Source organism: Mesorhizobium sp. W050 (genome assembly GCF_054719535.1).
The window spans coordinates 5,447,520-5,463,818 of record NZ_JBTTIH010000001.1 but is presented as its reverse complement, the minus strand read 5'-3'; the positions used below and the strand labels follow the sequence as shown (position 1 = coordinate 5,463,818).

The following is a 16,299-nucleotide window of genomic DNA, read 5'->3' as shown; positions in this document are numbered from 1 at the left end:
CGCGGTCCGTGATAACCCCCGGCTGGCTTTGCGTTTCCGGCACTCCCTCTAACTAGGAAAGTCCGGCGACACAATCTCTGGAGACAGCGACGAATTGATCCGCGTTCTGGGCATTGAGACGAGTTGCGACGAGACCGCCGCCAGCGTGGTGACGCTGGACGGCGATTCCGTGCCGGTGATTGCGTCCAACATCGTGCTCAGCCAGATCGAGGAGCACGCCGCCTTCGGCGGCGTCGTGCCGGAGATCGCCGCGCGCGCCCATGTCGAGGCGCTGGACGGCATTGTCGAGGCCGCTCTTGCGGATTCGGGCGTAGCCCTGGCCGACATCGACGCCATTGCCGCCACTGGCGGCCCCGGCTTGGTCGGCGGGCTGATCGTCGGCCTGATGACGGCCAAGGCGATTGCAGCGGCCGCCGGCAAGCCGCTGATCGCCATCAACCATCTCGAAGGCCACGCACTGACCGCAAGGCTGACCGACGGGCTCGACTTCCCCTATCTGCTGCTGCTGGTCTCCGGTGGCCACACCCAGATCGTCGCCGTGCGCGACGTCGGCGACTACCAACGCTGGGCGACGACCATCGACGACGCGCTCGGCGAAGCTTTCGACAAGACGGCCAAAATGCTCGGCCTGCCCTATCCCGGCGGCCCGAATGTCGAGAAGGCGGCAATCTCGGGCGATGCGACGCGATTTGCCTTTCCACGGCCGATGAAAGGATCTGCGCAGCCCGATTTCTCCTTCTCCGGCCTCAAGACCGCGGTGCGCCAGGCGGCGACCGCCATCCAGCCGCTGAGCGAGCAGGATGTCGCCGACATCTGCGCCTCGTTCCAGGCGGCAGTAGCCGATGCGCTGGGCGACCGCGTGGCCCGCGCGCTTGCCCGCTTCCGTGGCGAATTTCCGGACAAGGCCAAGCCGGCGCTGGTCGTTGCCGGTGGCGTCGCCGCCAACAGAGCGATCAAGGCGGCGCTGCAGAAGCAGTGCGCCGAGGCCGGCTTCGCCTTTGTCGCGCCGCCGCTGAAGCTTTGCACCGACAATGCGGCGATGATCGCCTGGGCCGGCATCGAGCGGTTGCGGGCAGGCCTGTCGCAAGAGAACGGCTTCGATTTCGTGCCGCGTTCGCGCTGGCCGCTGGACAGCATTTCGGCCCCGATGGTCGGCTCCGGCCGGCGCGGAGCAAAAGCATGAGCGCCGGCAACACAAGCGGCAGGGACAGAGCCGGCTGGCGCGTCGCCGTGCTCGGCGGCGGCGCCTGGGGCACGGCGCTGGCGCTGGCGATGCTGCGCTCCGGTCACGATGTCCGGCTCTACGCCCGCGACGAAGAGACGGTTTCCGCGATCCGCCGCGGCGAGAACCCGCGTTATCTCCCCGGCATAGCCATTGAAACAGGCATTGCGGCGACCAGCGATATCGGCACGGCCCTGACTGATGCCGATTGCGTGCTGGCCGTGGCGCCGGCACAGGCGCTGCGCGCCATGCTGACGACGGCAAAGCCCCATATGCCGATAGGCATCCCGCTCGTTCTCTGCGCCAAGGGCATTGAGCGCGACACCGGCGCGCTGCTGTCGGCGATCGTTGATGAGATCCTGCCCGAAACTCCGGTTTCGGCCCTGTCCGGTCCGAGCTTTGCCGCCGACGTCGCCAGGGGTCTGCCGACCGCTGTCGTGGTTGCTGCACGCGACGACGCCTTGGCGGCCGAGCTTGCCGCGCGCTTTTCGGCGCAGAATCTGCGCTGCTATTCCAGCGACGATTTGATCGGCGTCGAGATCGGCGGTGCTTTGAAGAATGTCTTCGCCATTGCCGCTGGCGCCGTCACCGGCGCTGGGCTCGGCGCCAGCGCGCAGGCCGCCATGGTGACACGCGGCTTCGTCGAACTGCGCCGCATCGGGGCGTCCTTCGGCGCCAAGCCCGAGACGCTGATGGGGCTTTCCGGCCTCGGCGACCTTTTGCTCACCTGCTCTTCCGCCCAGTCGCGCAATTTCGCCTATGGGCTGGCGGTGGGGCAAGGTAAGCCCTTGTCCGGACTGCCGCTCGCCGAAGGCGTGCCGACGGCGGCGATCGCCGCCCGCATCGCCGCCGAGCGCGACATCGACGCGCCTATCATCGCTGCGGTGTCGGCGATACTGGACGGCACGATCACCATTCGGCAGGCTGTCACGGCATTGATGACCCGGCCGCTGAAGACCGAAACCGGTATTTAATTGTAAACTCCCGTGAACAGCTCGGCATTGTCGCCGCCAGGCACGATGCGGTTTTCATAGTGACCTTCCGGCAGCAGCAGTGCCTCGGCTGGACCGTTGCGCAGGACAACGTCGCTGGTACCTGCCTCCAAGGATAGGGGCGAAGAATGCGAGGTGCCGTTTATCTCGACCTCGCCGTCTGCAAGCTCCCCGCTGGTCGTGTACAGGCTGTATCGTCCGGCGACAGGCACCTTGAAAACGACCGGACGACCGGAATAGAGGCGACGACCAGCCATTCTGATGTTGGGAGCGATCTGGACGTAGCTGTCGCGGATGAGAGGCGCGATCACGGTATCGATCAAATCCATGCGATATGACCAGAGGACCATCTTGGGCGGGGAATCCGAGAGAACTTTGTAGGCTTCCGATTGCCTGCCTTCCTGCAATGTTTTCAAGACATAATGCTGGTCGAGCCAGAGTGTGGAGGGCTCCTGTCGATTGGGCAGCATGGCGATGCCGTCGAAATACTTCTCATCCGGTGCGAGCAAAGATTCCGCGCGCGAGACCAGTTCAAGCTGGGTCTGATTGTTGAGGCGTAGGTAAACGACATTGCTCGCGTAGCTCATGGCGATGGCTGTGATCAGCACCGCGAGGACAGGAACCCGGTAGCGCGCGTGGGTTGCGGTGCTGTCGAGAAGCTCCAACGACCAGAGCGCAACGAAGGGCAACGCCATGATGAAGACATAAGGCCAGGGCTGGTCGTGCGTGAATACCAGCACCGTGATGACGAGTGAAAAGATCAGCGCAATTCGCCTTCGACCATCGAGTTTCATGACCCGCATCAGTGACAGGGCCATACCGGAGAAACAGATCCCGTAAAGAAGGGCGTTCCGCGCCAGTGTCTGTAACACGAACTGCCTCAGTCCCCCGTAGTCACCGCCTCCACGCGTCGCAATCTCGACCGGGCCAAGTATAAGGTTTTTGGCCGCGAGAACAGGGGCGCCTCCACCGAAGATCAAGCAATAGACCATTATCGGAACGGCCCATCCAAGCACGAGCCACCCTCCGCGAACCGCCCCTGTTGCGTAGCGTCTCATCAAGGCTGCGTCAGCAACAAGGCCGATGCCGAGCGCAACGTTGAAGTAGACCGATTTCTGAGTGATGACGAAGGCAAGGCCACTTAGCATGCCGGCGGCAACAAGCTGCCTTGCCCTCAACCCAGGTGCGCGCAGGACAACCAGCAACGCCGCCACGGCGAAGAACACTGCCGGCGGTTCGGCGATGGTACGAAAGATGCGCTCCATGAAATTCGAAAAGCACAGGAGAACGAGGACGATCGTCAAAGCGCGCACGCGATCCTCGCCCAGAGCGCGAGCGCATGCGTAGATCAAAGAGATCGTCCCGCAGGCCAGCAACGCAGTCTGCATGCGGCCAGCAAGCAGAACCGACGTGGCATTCCAGCCGATCAGATGAGCAATCTCATAAAAAGCCGCATAGCCGACCGCCTTGGGATGCCAGATCGTATCGAACAGGCCGTTGGAGAAATATTTCGCCCATCCGAGTTGGACGAATTCATCCATGACGAAGCGGATGTTCCAAGCCAGAACGAACAGCAAGATGATCTTGAGTGCGATCAGGATATGCAGAAAAGTTGTTGTTGGGCGCTGCCCGAGAGCGAACAGCTTGTTTGGTCCCGGCTCCTGCGTATTCAAGACAACCCCCGCGATCGTGCCCAGGCAGACCAACGCCAGGCGTGCTGTCTCGCTGGGCGCAACGCCCTTCATCCTCAGACAACAACTTCGAGGCCGGCAGCTCCGCTTGGCGAAGCATGGTTCCACCGCGGTTAATTTTCCGACACTGTGCGGAACTGAAGCCGTCGCGCTTCGGATTCTTGCAGCGCTCCGCTCCAGCCTGTCTATACGCAGCGGACTTTAGCCGCTGTTAGCCTTTTGCTTGTTAAGAAGGTTATGTTCAAACACGGCAGCCAGCCTTCTGCGACAATGCGGAGGCTTGAAAGGACATCGCGTGCTACAACCCAAGATGGCATCGGGCCTCGTCTGCCCAGTCTGCTATTCCAGGCTTGGCACAAGCCCGGTTGCCCTGACCTGCGAATCTTGCCCTGGCCCCTATCCCGTGCACAAAGGCATTCCGTTCTTTGTCGAGTCGCCGGTGAGGGAGGGCTTCGACGCGAGCTTCCATGAAGAGGCGTATGCCGGTACCAGTACGCGCGCCCGTCTCTACAATTCGCTCAAGCAGGTCATCACCAGCGAATATTCACCGCACGACACGCTGAATTCGTTTCTTGCCTCGATACCTCAGGACTCAATGATCGTTGAGTTCGGCTCCGGCGCACGGCGCGTCCGCCCCGATGTTCTCAACATTGACCTGTTCCCCACCCCGAACGTCGATCTGGTCGCGAATATCGAGCACACGCCGCTTGCGAGCGATTCCGTCGACGTCGTCATTCTGGACAGCGTGATCGAGCATGTTCCCAATCCGGTAGCGGTCGTCGATGAAGTGTTCCGTGTCCTGAAGCCGGGTGGGAAGCTGCTCTGCATCAACCCTTTCCTGTTCCCCTATCACGGCTATCCCGCCCACTACTGCAACTTCACAAAGGACGGGATCGAGCAGCTTCTCCAGCGGTTCGCAAGGGTAGAGGTCCAGACGCATCAAGGGCCGACAAGCGCGATCGTCAACATCCTTTCGGAATATATCGGCGTCGTTGTCGGTCGAGAGAACCGAACCCGCTACATGATAGCGAAAGCCGCAATCCTGACGCTGACATTCCCGTTGAAGTTTATCGATAAATTTCTGGTCGATCGCCCGGAGAGTCACCGGATCGCCAGCATGCTCAGCACCATCGCGACCAAATAGCGTGTCGTTGATCCGCGCTTACCGCCTCGTGACACGCCGGGATCCACCCATCTGCTACCAGCTGAGCAGTTCACAATAATTCGGCCGGTCCGGTGATGCCGATGCTCTCTTTGCCGTCGGGAAATGCCGCTTTGCCATGGCCGCGAAGTCCGAACGCGAAAACAAGACGACATGCTTGTCTCCGGTAATGTGCCGGTCCGCAAGAAGCGACAAGGTGGCGCGTATTCCACCAGGCTCGATGTCCTTCAAGATGATCTTCCGGCAGGCCCAGCGTTCGCAACTGTCGGCCAGCGATTTGAAGAATGCGTCGCGCCCATCGACCGGCACATGATGAATGACGTCGGAAATCGTCACAACATCAAAAGATCCCTGCACGCTGGAAAGGTCCGTGGCGGGCAGAAGTTCGACCTTCGCCCGATTTGCGTTGCTTAGAAAGGCACCGATTGAAGGTGCGAGATCGCACATCGTAACCGTTAGGTCGGGGCGCCGATCAAGCAACCGGTCGACGAGCGCTCCATCCCCGCCGCCGATATCCAAAACCCTCGCGCCGTTCGGCAATTCGCGATCGAGAAAATCCGCAATTACATTGAGATTGACGAAAACACGCCGGTAGATGTCTCCGACCGGCTTGAAATGACGGCCAAGAGCCCTGCGCATGATCTTTCCTGGCGGCAACATTCTCATTCCTCGTTTCCCGTGGTTGAGCGAGAGGATGTCGCCGGCAAGGTGACGGGCTTTAGATTGAACCGTGACAAGATAGCAAAATGCGCAACGACAACGTTCCAGATGAGCAACGCAACTGTGGCGATCGGAGACGCAATCGCAACGCCAAGGCCGAGGCATGAACAGAGAAGCACCATCATGGCTACCGAGATCGGATAGGCCGCAGCCACACCTGCCGCAAAACGCGCAAACGCTTTCAAGCGAAGTGGCTTGCCGAAGGTGAACCAGCTGTGCAGAGCGTATCCCGTAGGCATCACAGCCAGGAATGAAATCATGATGCCCAGCAGGTAATGCCCACCCAGCTGATCAACCGCAATCATGATGGCATTGTGCGCAATTGCGCATATCGCTCCCACCACAGTGTACCGCCATCCACGTTCCAAAAGCGGTCTTTCGTGAGCTCCGGCATGGTTGCTCTTGTCCACTTGGTCGTCGGCGATCCTGGCAGAGCTGAACATTGCCTCAGAACGCTCCTGTCAGTTTCGCGCGAAGCCGGCACATGACGCGCTCCAGCAATCGCGAATCGCGCAAGTAGCGCCTTAATCCCGTCGGCCCGAGCGACAGCATGGTGCGAGCCGCTCGAACCAAGGCCTTCAAGTCGCCGCCCGACGCAGCCGCCAGCGACACATTGACGCTGATCGATGCCCGAGCAGCAGATTCAATCTGGCGTCGGCTGCGCGCCGAAAGCCGGTACAGATGGCGCTCTAGGACAGTCTGCATTTGCGAACGGAATTCGTTCGCATCGCGCGATCCGGTTACGGTCAGCGAATCGCCATGAACCCGGAAGGCTGTGGTTATCTCTTTGTGATAAACGACAGATCCGGCAACAGCGAGCTTCGCCCACATATCCCAATCCGCCGTATACCAAAGCATCTCATCCATGCCCCCGCATGCCAGCCAAGCACTCCGACGAAAAATCGGAGCAGGCACAGACACGAAATTCTGTACGAGAAGCCGTTCCAGCAAGAATTCAGATTCGAGCACCTTTTCGGTTGGCAAGGGACAGTTCCAGCATCCCATTCGCCGGCCGTGGCGGTCAACGATCGCAGTCGGGGCTAAATGAAGCGCTGCTTCGGGTGCGTCCGCGAGCCAGCGTCGAGCGGCCTCAATGCGCCCGGGCAACCACAGGTCGTCTTGGTGGAGTATGCAGACATAATCGGCGGCGGCTAGCTCAACGCCCAGGTTGGTCTTCGACTGCCAAGGCCCGAGATCTTTTCGCCGAAGCAGCCGGAACGCCGGCCGGTAGAGGAATCGCTCGACAATGGCAGCTGTGGCGTTCGTCGGGCTGCTGTCGATAATGATTATCTGCAGGTCGCCAGTCAGCTCCGCAGCAAGTGAATCAAGTGTCGCTCCAATCCATGCCGCCCCGTCATGGACAGGCATGACGACCGACAGAAAAGGCTTTTCGGCTGCGCGGCTTACGGCTTGAATTTCCGCTCGCGAGGCTGCTGAAGGGTTAGAACTCATGTCTGGCGCTCAATGTATCAAGCAGCAACTTGAGCACGAAGCCAGATAGCACCATGGACATGCCGGCCACGCAGATAGTGGTGACCACAAAGGTCAGATGCACTGATTGCTCCATGGGGCCACCGACAAAAATCCAATGTAGCGCCAGTGCCACGTCCGCCGCGAAGCCAGCTGCCGCGAGTACGCCACCGGAAAAAACCAGCCATTCCAAAGGGCGACCGCGCGTCAGCCATGACACAATTCGACCGCTGTAGACCGGATGGTAGATGGCGATTGCCACCTTTGCCAGCATACCGAACAGGATCGCTGAAAGGCCAATCAACGTCGCCATAGCCGAGAGCGCGACGAAGTGAATTCCGAAGTACCATCCACCGATGCGAACAGGTCCGGCAGCGAGAACTGCAAGGCCGGCAATGCCAGTGATCAGCAAGGTCAGCCCAGGCACGAGATACATGGTGTCCGGCGCGTGAGCAATAATGAGCCGCAAATGGCGCCAACCGTCGCGGAAGGAACGCAGATGCGGGGCGCGGTTTCGCTTGTCGGGGTAGAGCTTGATCGGCACTTCACGAATGGTGAGCCCAGCGCGATGCGCATTGATGATCATTTCCGAGGCGAATTCCATTCCCGGCGAGCGTGCGCCGATTTTCTGAAATGCCTCTCGAGTGAAGCCGCGCATGCCGCAATGGAAGTCGCGGATCGGAGATTTGTGCAGCCAGCGAGCGATGGTGGACAGGACGGGATTGCCCAGGTAGCGATGCAGTAGCGGCATGGCGCCCGGCTCGATACCGCCGGCGAACCGATTGCCCATGACAAAGTCCGCACCCAATTCCAACGCATCGATGAAATCGCCCAATTGGCTCCAGTCGTAGGAATCATCGGCATCGGCCATGATGAGATATTTGCCCTCGGCCGCTTCAACTGCAGCGCTGATTGCCGCGCCATAGCCCTTTACCGGCTGATGGACGACCCGCGCTCCCAACTGTTGCGCAATCTCCACCGACCTGTCCGTGGAGCCATTATCGCCGACGACGACTTCCCCCTTGACGCCGCGCCTCAAGAAGGCATCGAAGGCTTTGCGAATGCAAATGCCAATCGTCAATTCTTCGTTCAGGCAAGGAATAATTGCAGAGACGAGAACGCGCTCGGTCTCCATGCTGACCGTGAAAGCAGGCGTGGCGTCGTCGATCCTGACTGTCGTGTCCCCCGCGATGCTCTCCATTGCGTCCTCTATTCAGGCGTTCTGGAAGAACCAGCCCATCCCCACAACTGACCCGCTGGGAGCGTATCATATCGAAAATTGATTATCTTTGACTTACGAAATATCCAGTGGCGTCTTTATAAGCAGCAATCGCAAAGGCCAGGCGCTCTTTTTTCGCAATGCAGCGCTGTTGCCTGTGTCTGCTCTTTCGGGCGAAGCGATATCGTCTGTGACTTTCATCAAACTCATGTGGATCCATCATTTCAATGCCTTGGCCTTGAGCGGGGCGGAGATCCATCGCGACAGATCATTTGGCATTGACCCGAAGGCACCATAAAAGCAAAAACGCGGTTTCGGCAGTTCAAGGCGAACTTTAGTCGCAATCCCAACCCGGAGTTTCGAAAGCATGCTGTTTGCGTTGATTTGCAAGGACAAGCCCGGCAGCCTGCAGGTGCGCGTCGACACGCGGCCGGTCCACGTCGCCTTTCTCGAAGGCCTGAACGCCGACAACAAACTGGCCTTTGCCGGCCCGTTCCTCGACGCCGAAGGCAAGCCCAACGGCAGCCTCGTCGTCGTCGAAGCGCCGGATCTGGCCGGTGCGCAGGCGCTGTCGGCTGCCGACCCCTATGCCAAGGCCGGGCTGTTCGAAAGTGTCGAAATCCGCCAGTGGAACTGGACCTTCAACAAGCCGGCGGCTAGTTAGTTCCGGCGGCGCCTAGAGCGATCCCAGGAAAAGTGTGTAACGGTTTTCCGTCCGGAATTGCGCAAAAATAGTAGTTGGAGCAAAGACATGAACTACTGGCTGTTCAAATCCGAACCTTCGGTCTTCTCCTTCGAGGCGCTGAAGGCCAAGGGCAAGGCCGGCACGCAGTGGGACGGCGTGCGCAACTATGCAGCGCGCAACAACATGAAGGCGATGCAGATCGGCGATCTCGGCTTCTTCTATCACTCCAATGAAGGGCTGAACGTCGTCGGCATTGCCGAGGTCTGCAGGCTTGCCCATCCCGACAGCACCACCGACGATCCGCGCTGGGAATGCGTCGACATCCGCGCCTTCAAGGACGTGCCGAACCCGCCGACGCTGGAGCAGGTCAAGGCCAATCCGAAGCTTGCCGAGATGGCGCTGGTGCGGCTTGGACGGCTTTCCGTACAGCCGGTGACGCCGGCCGAATGGAAGGAAGTCTGCCGCATGGGCGGACTGACGCCGGCTCCGTGACGGCCCTCATGCCGAACAGCGCGAAAAAGTTCATTCTCGACAACACGGCGCTTATGTCGCCGCCGCATGTGCCGGAGATTGTGCTCAATCTTGCCGACGAAGCGCATGACCTCTGGCAGCGCACGGAGAACGAGCTGATCGAAATCGGCCTGCCGCCGCCGTTTTGGGCCTTTGCCTGGGCCGGCGGTCAGGGCCTTGCCCGTCACGTGCTGGACAATCCGTCGGATGTGCGGGGCAAACGCGTGCTCGACTTCGCCTCCGGCTCCGGCCTTGTCGCCATCGCCGCCGGCAAGGCGGGTGCGGCGCACGTGATCGCCGCCGACATCGACCCGTTCTGCGAAACGGCGGTCCGCCTCAACGCAAAGGCCAATGGCGTTGCCATCGACTTTTGCGGCACGGACTGCATCGGCACCGACGCCGGCTGGGACGTGGTACTGGCCGGCGACGTCTTCTACGACAAATCCTTCGCCGACACGCTGATGCCGTGGTTTTCGACACTGAAGGCGCGCGGCGCTGACATCCTCGTCGGCGATCCGGGCCGCTCCTACATGCCGAAGGCGGGACTGGAGCCGCTCGCCGTCTACGAAGTGGCGGTGACGCGGGCGCTGGAGGACGCCCTGGTCAAGCGCACCACGGTGTGGCGCTTCGCTTGACGGCATTGCCGAACAGGCGTTCCATCGCGCATTTTGAAGAATACGCATGTCGTTATCCCAGAACCGTCAGGCTTTGGGCGGCATGCTTGAGGGGAGGACTTTATGGATTTTTCAGTGGTGAACTGGCTGGCGGTGGTTGTCGCGGCCGTCGCGGCGTGGCTGTTTGGCGCCGTCTGGTACACGGCCCTCAGCAAGCCTTGGATGAGGGCGGCCAGGATCGATCCGTCAACGTCAAAGAAATCGATATTGCCCTTCATCATCTCCTTCATCGCCGAGCTGATCATGGCGCTGGTCTTAGCCTTGGTCGTCGGCGCGATGACCGGCGGCGAGCCGGTCCTTGTCGCAGGGCTGATCTTCGGCTTCGTCCTCTGGCTGGGTTTCGTCGCCACGACGCTGACGGCCAACCATCGCTATGAGAATTTCGGCTGGGACCTGACCCTGATCGACGGCGGCCACTGGCTCGGCGTGCTGTTGATCATCGGCGCGGTGATCGGCTGGTTCGGGACGCCGGTCGCCGGCTGAGGCCTGCAGAAGTCGTCAGGTCTGCGTCCTGGCGACTTCGTCGAGGATCCATTCGCGGAAAGCGATGATGCGCGGATCGTTGGCAGTGCTCTCGGGATAGACCAGGAAGTAGCCGAACTCCGGCCCCACGCGCAGACCGAGTTCAAAGGGCTGCACCAGCCTTCCCTGGGAAAGGTCGTTTGCCACCATGGCGAACTCGGCGAGCGCCACGGCATTGCCGTCGAGCGCCGCCTGCACGGCATCGGTAGAGGTTCCAAACACGATAGTCCGGCTGTCGTCGAAATCGTTGATGCCGGCCGCCGCCATCCACATGCGCCAGTTCGGCCATGTCACGCCTTGGCGCGACCATTCGATATGGGCAAGCGTGTGGTTGAAGAGGTCGCGCGGTTCGCGCAGCGGCGGGCCGGAGGTCAGCAGGCTCGGGCTGCACACCGGAATGAGGATGTTGTCGAACAGGCGATGGGCGCGAAGCCCCGGATACTTGCCGACCCCGAACCGGATGCCGACATCGACGTCGTCGAGTTCGAAATCGCGCACTTCGTAGCCGATGTCGAACCTCAGCTCGATACTGGGCTGAAGTTTGCGAAAATCGTCGACGCGCCGCATCAGCCATTTTGACGCGAACTGCGCGTCGAGCGTCACCTTCAGCAATGCCGTGCCGCGCGTCAGCTTGCGCGCCCGCGACACCGCCCGGTTGAGCAGGTCCAGCGCATCGATCGAGGCCTCGAACAGCACCGTACCTGCCTCGGTCAACCGGATGGTACGACTGGTTCGCGTGAACAGCACCAGCCCGAGCTGATCCTCGATTTCCTTGATCTGGTGGCTGACCGCCGCCGGCGTCAGCCCGAGCTCGTCGGCAGCGCGGGTGAAATTGAGGTGGCGGGCGGCGGCTTCCAGAGTCCTCAGCGCGCGCGTTCCGGGCAACAGACGGGACATCAACGTATCCTCAAATAAAACTTGACGATCCGAAAAGAACTACTCGTTTCTCTCATGGATTTCAATGCGGCATGATGCATCCATCGAAACACCATCAAGCCGGATTTGATATCCGGCGGAACACGGGAGCGCATCATGTCCATCTTCGTTTTGAACTCGCCAGCAGCTCGCTCGAACTGGTTGCATGCCGTAACGGACTGGCTTCGCCAGGCGAAAGTCGCCATCAACCTGCCGCGCCAGGACGTGGAGGATCTGTCGGATCGCCAGTTGCGGGACGTCGGCGCGCAGCGCAAGGACGTGACGCGGGCCGTGGACCGGGAACTCGGCCGGCTTGGATTGCTGGACACTGGGTGGCAGAAGCCGAGAAGGCGTTAGGCAATGGTGAGTAGTGAGTAGTGAGTAGTGAGTAGTGAAGGATTGAAACGACGCCGAGACCATCCTACTCCCTACTCCCTACTCCCTACTCCCTACTCCCTACTCCCTACTCCCTACTCCCTACTCCCTACTCCCTACTCCCTACTCCCTACTCCCTACTCCCTACTCCCTACTCCCTACTCCCTACCTCACCACCCTCACCACCGTCCGGTCCGACACCAGCGGCAACAGCCGCGCCATTGTCCGCGCTGTCACCGCCACGCAGCCTTGCGTCGGTGTGAAGCCTGGGCGCGCCAGATGGAAGAAGATGGCGCTGCCGCGGCCGCGCCGGCGCGGCGCCATGTTCCAGTCGAGCACCAGGCAGGCGTCATAGAGGCGGTCGTCGCGCCGCATTCGCTCATGGCTGGCGCCATAGGGGATTTTCACCGGCCGGTTGTAGTTGCGGTCGTCCGGCACCTCGCACCAGCCGAGATCGGCGCCGATCGGCGCCATCGCCAGCCGGGTTTTGCGGCCGGCCGCGAAATGATCGCCCCGAAAATATCCTGACAAAATCCGCATCTCGCCAAGCGGCGTCGCACTGTCGCCTTCGCGCTTGTTGGCTGAGATGCCGCCGCGTCCGAGCGCGCAGGCAAACACCTTGCTGCCGGCCTGCAATATCCCCTGGCTGGGGTTGCCCGGCCTCGCCCGAACCACCAGCACACGCAGCCCTTTCGGCAAAATTGCGCCGGCTGCATTGCGATCGCGTTTTTTCTTGTATGATCGTGTCACGGAACAAATCACTGTGATCGGACTGTTGCGCCGGTCAGCTTCCGCATAAATGGGGAGCGGTCAACTGAAAATTCTTTTCAAAACAATGGATTGATCCATGACATCACGTACCATTCTGATCGTTGACGACGATGACGACCTGCGCGGAACCCTCGTCGAGCAACTGGCCCTTTACGAAGAATTCGACGTCTTGCAGGAAGCGACCGCCGCCAAAGGCGTCGCCGCGGCGCGCGGCGGGCTCATCGACCTGCTCATCATGGACGTCGGGCTGCCCGACATGGATGGCCGCGAGGCGGTGAAGATCCTGCGCAAGGGCGGCTACAAGGCGCCGATCATCATGCTGACCGGCCACGATACCGATTCCGACACGATTCTGGGCCTCGAGGCCGGCGCCAACGACTATGTCACCAAGCCGTTCCGCTTCGCCGTGCTGCTCGCCCGCATCCGCGCACAACTGCGCCAGCACGAGCAGAGCGAGGACGCCACCTTTTCGGTCGGCCCCTACACGTTCAAGCCCAGCCAGAAGCTTCTGATCGACCCGCGCGGCGGCAAGGTGCGGCTGACCGAGAAGGAAGCCTCGATCATCAAATATCTCTATCGAGCCGACCAGAAGGTGGTGACGCGCGACGTCCTGCTTGAGGAAGTGTGGGGCTACAATTCCGGCGTCACCACGCACACGCTCGAAACTCACGTCTACCGGCTGCGCCAGAAGATCGAGCGCGATCCTTCCAATGCTGAAATTCTTGTGACAGAAAGCGGCGGCTACAAGCTGGTTCCTTAAACTTTTCATTGTTCAATAAGCGGTCGGGGCGGGACTGTTTCGGGGAGGATCCGGCTGGGGGAGCCTGGATCGGCCCGCTGCGCAGATTGAAGTGTTAGAGCGTCCTTTGCGCGTTCAATTGGACACGCGGCGCTCTAAGGGAGGGATTGGACTGACCGTTCGGGGACGCAGCTAGAGATGGCGCTGGATGACGACATCCGCATCCTGTCCGCCGTGAAGCTCTTTGAGGGTTTCACGCAGGAACAGCTGCGCCTGCTCGCCTTCGGCGCCGAAGCCACCCATCTGCAGGCCGACCGCAAGCTGTACCGCGAGGATGACGAAGCCGACTCGGCCTATATCGTGGTCAGTGGCCGCATCGTGCTCTACCGGGAGCAGGATGGCGACCGCATCCCGATCGGCACCGCCGGCCCCGGCACGATCCTCAGCGAACTGGCGCTGATCGCCGACTCAAGACGGCTGACCAGCGCCTCGGCCGAGACCGATTCGGAAGTGATAAGGTTGAGCCGCAAGATGTTTCGCCGCATCCTGGAGGAATATCCCGAGGTGGCGGTGAAACTGCACCAGCGCATCCTCGATGATTTCCAGGCCATGATCGCCCGCATCGAGAAGCTGGCGCCAAGGTTTGGCGGGTAGGTCCCCGCGACCGCGCTCACGCTTGGGTGTGTCGAGATTCAGGTCAGGCCGAGTCGAAAATGGCTGATACCGAGAACCGGAGCGGAGCGTACTCAAAGTACGCGAGCACCGGAAGCGCAGGTATCGGCCATTTGCAGGCCGGCCTCACCTGAATATCGGCCCGCCTAATCCAGGTCGAACCGCGCAATCACCGGCACATGGTCCGAGGGCCGCTCCCAGCCACGCGCCTCTCGCAGGATCTCATAGCCGGCAAAGCTCGGCACCAGGTTCGGTGACGACCAGACATGGTCGAGCCGGCGGCCGCGGTTCGAGGCTTCCCAGTCCCGCGCGCGATAGCTCCACCAGGTGTAGAGCTTCTGCTCTGGCGGCACGTCGAGCCGCATCAGGTCGACCCAGTCGCCGGCGATCCGCATCGCGTCGAAATTTTGCGTCTCGACCGGCGTGTGGCTGACGACGTTGAGCAATTGCTTGTGCGACCAGACATCGTGCTCCTGCGGAGCGATGTTGAGGTCGCCGACCAGGATCGAGGCCGACACCTCGTCATGCGCGGCGCGGATGGCGTTCATCTCGGCAACGAAATCGAGCTTGTGGCGGAACTTGCGGTTGATCTCCGGATCGGGCTCGTCGCCGCCGGCCGGCACGTAGAAATTGTGGACCAGGATTGCCTTGCCGCCGGCCTGCACCTTGACCGACAGATGCCGGCTGTCATCGATCTCGCAGAAGCGCCGTTTCTCGACAATCTCGATCGGCCGCCGCGCCACCGTCGCAACGCCGTGATAGCCCTTCTGGCCATGGAATGCGATGTGCTCGTAGCCGGCCTTGCGGAACGCCTTTTCCGGAAACAGCTCGTCGGGAACCTTCGTCTCCTGCAGGCAAAGCACATCGGGCGCCTGCTCCGTCAGCAGCCGCTCGACGATCGGCATGCGCAGGCGCACGGAGTTGATGTTCCAGGTGGCGATGGAGAAGGGCATGCGGCGGTCCGAACAAGGTCGCCGATCTACTGCCAGCCGAGCGCCACAAACACAAGCCAGCCTTTGCGGGCGGCGGCCCTGATTCAGGTCAGGCCGAGTCGAAAATGGTGGTCTCCGAGAACCGGAGCGGAGCGTACTTAAACCACGTGAGCGCCGGAAGCGCAGGAGATCGCCATTTGCAGGCCGGCCTGACCGGATCTAGCGGTGGTTGGTGTTCAGCTCGCGGTTCGCCGTATAGTCGATGGCGAACGTATCCGCAGGGAAGCTGACGCCTTCCTTGGTGTTGTAGATCATCACCGTGGTGTCCTTGCCCTGCGCGTCGGTGATGGTCCACTGGCGCAGATCATAGGATTTCGGATCGAACATCATGGTGATCTTCGAATTGCCGAACACCGACTTGTCGGCAAGCTGGATGGTGGTGAGGTCGCTCTCTTCCTTGATCGATTTGACGCGGCCGCCCGAGAGGTCGATCTTGGTGTCGAGCAACAGCTTCAGCGGTGTCTTCGACAACGGATAGAGATCGGACGTTTTCAGCCGCTTGTTGAGGATGACCACCGACTTGCCGTCGGAAATCACCCGGAAATTCGACTTGCCGTCATAGTTGAAGCGAATCTTGCCTGGCCGCTCAAGGAAGAACTTGCCGCCGGTCTGCTGGTTGTTGGGGCCGAACTGGACGAACTCGCCGCTCATCGATTTGACCGAGGAGAAATGGTCGGCGATCTTTTGCGCCGTCGGCGGCACCGCCGCCTGCGCCGAGGCCAAGAGCTGGAACCCCGGCACGACGTTGACGGCCGCGGCGCCGGCAAGCATCAGGCCAAGGCCGAGCAACTGGCGACGGTTTGGAGCGAAATCGCTGATCGCGGAAAGATCGTTTTTCATGCCGGTCACTCTCGTGTGGTGTGTGTCTCGTTGCAGTCCGTGGACCCCCAGTTAGACTTAAGTTTGGCGGGCCGGACAGCGCTCAGTCGCTGTAACGCGCCAAAAGGTTCAAGGTTGCCGCCGGGCCG

Annotated in this window: 19 protein-coding genes; 10 read left to right on the top strand and 9 right to left on the bottom strand. The window is 61.1% G+C overall.

The genetic code is table 11. The features are described from left to right. Positions 1 to 97: 97 nt before the first annotated feature. Together tsaD and ACYG9Y_RS26430 are read left to right on the top strand one after the other, a co-directional pair. Complete coding sequence (tsaD, locus tag ACYG9Y_RS26435) at positions 98 to 1,183, top strand: tRNA (adenosine(37)-N6)-threonylcarbamoyltransferase complex transferase subunit TsaD (RefSeq protein ID WP_198018628.1); 1,086 nt, start codon at positions 98 to 100, stop codon at positions 1,181 to 1,183. Next, the gene (locus ACYG9Y_RS26430) at positions 1,180 to 2,196 is read left to right on the top strand and encodes an NAD(P)H-dependent glycerol-3-phosphate dehydrogenase (protein WP_023737971.1); all 1,017 of its coding nucleotides are present in this window, start codon (positions 1,180 to 1,182) and stop codon (positions 2,194 to 2,196) included. Before tsaD ends, ACYG9Y_RS26430 begins: the two co-directional genes overlap by 4 nt. Here ACYG9Y_RS26430 and ACYG9Y_RS26425 read toward each other — a convergent pair. Then, complete coding sequence (locus tag ACYG9Y_RS26425) at positions 2,193 to 3,959, bottom strand: DUF7056 domain-containing protein (RefSeq protein ID WP_023737972.1); 1,767 nt, start codon at positions 3,957 to 3,959, stop codon at positions 2,193 to 2,195. The genes ACYG9Y_RS26430 and ACYG9Y_RS26425 overlap by 4 nt on opposite strands. 241 nt (positions 3,960 to 4,200) lie before the next feature. Here ACYG9Y_RS26425 and ACYG9Y_RS26420 point away from each other — a divergent pair, with 241 nt between their 5' ends. Beyond that, on the top strand, positions 4,201 to 5,049 hold the full coding sequence (locus ACYG9Y_RS26420; RefSeq protein WP_156929799.1) for a class I SAM-dependent methyltransferase: 849 nt from the start codon (positions 4,201 to 4,203) through the stop codon (positions 5,047 to 5,049). 54 nt (positions 5,050 to 5,103) lie between these two features. Here the strand turns inward: ACYG9Y_RS26420 and ACYG9Y_RS26415 are convergent, their stop codons facing one another. Genes ACYG9Y_RS26415 through ACYG9Y_RS26400 form a run of 4 tightly spaced genes read right to left on the bottom strand, consistent with a single transcriptional unit; the run spans position 5,104 to position 8,458 of the window. Next, positions 5,104 to 5,706, bottom strand: a complete 603-nt coding sequence (locus ACYG9Y_RS26415) for a class I SAM-dependent methyltransferase (RefSeq protein ID WP_198018616.1) — start codon at positions 5,704 to 5,706, stop codon at positions 5,104 to 5,106. A 23-nt stretch (positions 5,707 to 5,729) separates the two neighbouring features. After that, positions 5,730 to 6,230, bottom strand: coding sequence for a GtrA family protein (locus tag ACYG9Y_RS26410; protein ID WP_023737975.1), 501 nt, complete (start codon positions 6,228 to 6,230; stop codon positions 5,730 to 5,732). Positions 6,231 to 6,234: 4 nt separating this feature from the next. Further along, positions 6,235 to 7,239 carry a glycosyltransferase gene (locus ACYG9Y_RS26405; protein ID WP_245260377.1) on the bottom strand — a complete coding sequence of 335 codons (1,005 nt, stop codon included), beginning with the start codon at positions 7,237 to 7,239 and terminating at the stop codon, positions 6,235 to 6,237. After that, positions 7,229 to 8,458, bottom strand: coding sequence for a glycosyltransferase family 2 protein (locus ACYG9Y_RS26400; RefSeq protein ID WP_023709450.1), 1,230 nt, complete (start codon positions 8,456 to 8,458; stop codon positions 7,229 to 7,231). Before ACYG9Y_RS26400 ends, ACYG9Y_RS26405 begins: the two co-directional genes overlap by 11 nt. Before the next feature lie 385 nt (positions 8,459 to 8,843). Between ACYG9Y_RS26400 and ACYG9Y_RS26395 the strand changes: the two genes are divergently transcribed. The 4 genes from ACYG9Y_RS26395 (at position 8,844) to ACYG9Y_RS26380 (ending at position 10,828) form a co-directional block, all read left to right on the top strand. Beyond that, positions 8,844 to 9,140 (top strand): YciI-like protein, encoded by a 297-nt coding sequence (locus ACYG9Y_RS26395; RefSeq protein WP_023670486.1) that lies wholly within the window; start codon positions 8,844 to 8,846, stop codon positions 9,138 to 9,140. Positions 9,141 to 9,227: 87 nt separating this feature from the next. Beyond that, positions 9,228 to 9,653 carry an EVE domain-containing protein gene (locus tag ACYG9Y_RS26390; RefSeq protein WP_023737976.1) on the top strand — a complete coding sequence of 142 codons (426 nt, stop codon included), beginning with the start codon at positions 9,228 to 9,230 and terminating at the stop codon, positions 9,651 to 9,653. Then, entirely contained in the window at positions 9,608 to 10,306 is a 699-nt protein-coding gene (locus ACYG9Y_RS26385; protein WP_198018617.1) for a class I SAM-dependent methyltransferase, read from the top strand. Before ACYG9Y_RS26390 ends, ACYG9Y_RS26385 begins: the two co-directional genes overlap by 46 nt. Before the next feature lie 102 nt (positions 10,307 to 10,408). Further along, positions 10,409 to 10,828, top strand: a complete 420-nt coding sequence (locus tag ACYG9Y_RS26380) for a DUF1761 domain-containing protein (RefSeq protein ID WP_023737978.1) — start codon at positions 10,409 to 10,411, stop codon at positions 10,826 to 10,828. A 15-nt stretch (positions 10,829 to 10,843) separates the two neighbouring features. On the opposite strand, the gene gcvA is transcribed toward ACYG9Y_RS26380, so the two are convergent. Then, on the bottom strand, positions 10,844 to 11,764 hold the full coding sequence (gene gcvA, locus ACYG9Y_RS26375) for a transcriptional regulator GcvA (protein ID WP_023683901.1): 921 nt from the start codon (positions 11,762 to 11,764) through the stop codon (positions 10,844 to 10,846). Positions 11,765 to 11,899: 135 nt separating this feature from the next. Between gcvA and ACYG9Y_RS26370 the strand changes: the two genes are divergently transcribed. Continuing rightward, positions 11,900 to 12,139 carry a hypothetical protein gene (locus ACYG9Y_RS26370; protein ID WP_023670491.1) on the top strand — a complete coding sequence of 80 codons (240 nt, stop codon included), beginning with the start codon at positions 11,900 to 11,902 and terminating at the stop codon, positions 12,137 to 12,139. Positions 12,140 to 12,322: 183 nt separating this feature from the next. Here the strand turns inward: ACYG9Y_RS26370 and ACYG9Y_RS26365 are convergent, their stop codons facing one another. After that, complete coding sequence (locus tag ACYG9Y_RS26365) at positions 12,323 to 12,859, bottom strand: L,D-transpeptidase family protein (RefSeq protein ID WP_198018629.1); 537 nt, start codon at positions 12,857 to 12,859, stop codon at positions 12,323 to 12,325. A gap of 145 nt (positions 12,860 to 13,004) precedes the next feature. Between ACYG9Y_RS26365 and ACYG9Y_RS26360 the strand changes: the two genes are divergently transcribed. Both ACYG9Y_RS26360 and ACYG9Y_RS26355 read left to right on the top strand, forming a co-directional pair. After that, positions 13,005 to 13,688 carry a response regulator transcription factor gene (locus tag ACYG9Y_RS26360; RefSeq protein WP_023737980.1) on the top strand — a complete coding sequence of 228 codons (684 nt, stop codon included), beginning with the start codon at positions 13,005 to 13,007 and terminating at the stop codon, positions 13,686 to 13,688. Positions 13,689 to 13,865: 177 nt separating this feature from the next. Next, positions 13,866 to 14,321 carry a cyclic nucleotide-binding domain-containing protein gene (locus ACYG9Y_RS26355; RefSeq protein ID WP_023730228.1) on the top strand — a complete coding sequence of 152 codons (456 nt, stop codon included), beginning with the start codon at positions 13,866 to 13,868 and terminating at the stop codon, positions 14,319 to 14,321. Positions 14,322 to 14,485: 164 nt separating this feature from the next. Here the strand turns inward: ACYG9Y_RS26355 and xth are convergent, their stop codons facing one another. Together xth and ACYG9Y_RS26345 are read right to left on the bottom strand one after the other, a co-directional pair. Further along, positions 14,486 to 15,292, bottom strand: a complete 807-nt coding sequence (gene xth, locus ACYG9Y_RS26350; RefSeq protein ID WP_023670495.1) for an exodeoxyribonuclease III — start codon at positions 15,290 to 15,292, stop codon at positions 14,486 to 14,488. Positions 15,293 to 15,490: 198 nt separating this feature from the next. Beyond that, positions 15,491 to 16,171: an outer-membrane lipoprotein carrier protein LolA gene (locus ACYG9Y_RS26345; RefSeq protein ID WP_023737981.1), complete on the bottom strand. Its 681-nt coding sequence runs from the start codon at positions 16,169 to 16,171 to the stop codon at positions 15,491 to 15,493. Between the last annotated feature and the right edge of the window lie 128 nt (positions 16,172 to 16,299).

What these genes read in the sequence shown, in the direction of transcription:
- ACYG9Y_RS26430 (WP_023737971.1), top strand. Translation starts at nt 1,180, where the DNA reads ATGAGCGCCGGCAACACAAGCGGCAGGGACAGAGCCGGCTGGCGCGTC.
- ACYG9Y_RS26425 (WP_023737972.1), bottom strand. Translation starts at nt 3,959, where the DNA reads ATGAAGGGCGTTGCGCCCAGCGAGACAGCACGCCTGGCGTTGGTCTGC.
- ACYG9Y_RS26415 (WP_198018616.1), bottom strand. Translation starts at nt 5,706, where the DNA reads ATGCGCAGGGCTCTTGGCCGTCATTTCAAGCCGGTCGGAGACATCTAC.
- ACYG9Y_RS26410 (WP_023737975.1), bottom strand. Translation starts at nt 6,230, where the DNA reads ATGTTCAGCTCTGCCAGGATCGCCGACGACCAAGTGGACAAGAGCAAC.
- ACYG9Y_RS26405 (WP_245260377.1), bottom strand. Translation starts at nt 7,239, where the DNA reads ATGAGTTCTAACCCTTCAGCAGCCTCGCGAGCGGAAATTCAAGCCGTA.
- ACYG9Y_RS26400 (WP_023709450.1), bottom strand. Translation starts at nt 8,458, where the DNA reads ATGGAGAGCATCGCGGGGGACACGACAGTCAGGATCGACGACGCCACG.
- ACYG9Y_RS26395 (WP_023670486.1), top strand. Translation starts at nt 8,844, where the DNA reads ATGCTGTTTGCGTTGATTTGCAAGGACAAGCCCGGCAGCCTGCAGGTG.
- ACYG9Y_RS26390 (WP_023737976.1), top strand. Translation starts at nt 9,228, where the DNA reads ATGAACTACTGGCTGTTCAAATCCGAACCTTCGGTCTTCTCCTTCGAG.
- ACYG9Y_RS26385 (WP_198018617.1), top strand. Translation starts at nt 9,608, where the DNA reads ATGGAAGGAAGTCTGCCGCATGGGCGGACTGACGCCGGCTCCGTGACG.
- ACYG9Y_RS26380 (WP_023737978.1), top strand. Translation starts at nt 10,409, where the DNA reads ATGGATTTTTCAGTGGTGAACTGGCTGGCGGTGGTTGTCGCGGCCGTC.
- gcvA (WP_023683901.1), bottom strand. Translation starts at nt 11,764, where the DNA reads ATGTCCCGTCTGTTGCCCGGAACGCGCGCGCTGAGGACTCTGGAAGCC.
- ACYG9Y_RS26370 (WP_023670491.1), top strand. Translation starts at nt 11,900, where the DNA reads ATGTCCATCTTCGTTTTGAACTCGCCAGCAGCTCGCTCGAACTGGTTG.
- ACYG9Y_RS26360 (WP_023737980.1), top strand. Translation starts at nt 13,005, where the DNA reads ATGACATCACGTACCATTCTGATCGTTGACGACGATGACGACCTGCGC.
- ACYG9Y_RS26355 (WP_023730228.1), top strand. Translation starts at nt 13,866, where the DNA reads ATGGCGCTGGATGACGACATCCGCATCCTGTCCGCCGTGAAGCTCTTT.
- xth (WP_023670495.1), bottom strand. Translation starts at nt 15,292, where the DNA reads ATGCCCTTCTCCATCGCCACCTGGAACATCAACTCCGTGCGCCTGCGC.
- ACYG9Y_RS26345 (WP_023737981.1), bottom strand. Translation starts at nt 16,171, where the DNA reads ATGAAAAACGATCTTTCCGCGATCAGCGATTTCGCTCCAAACCGTCGC.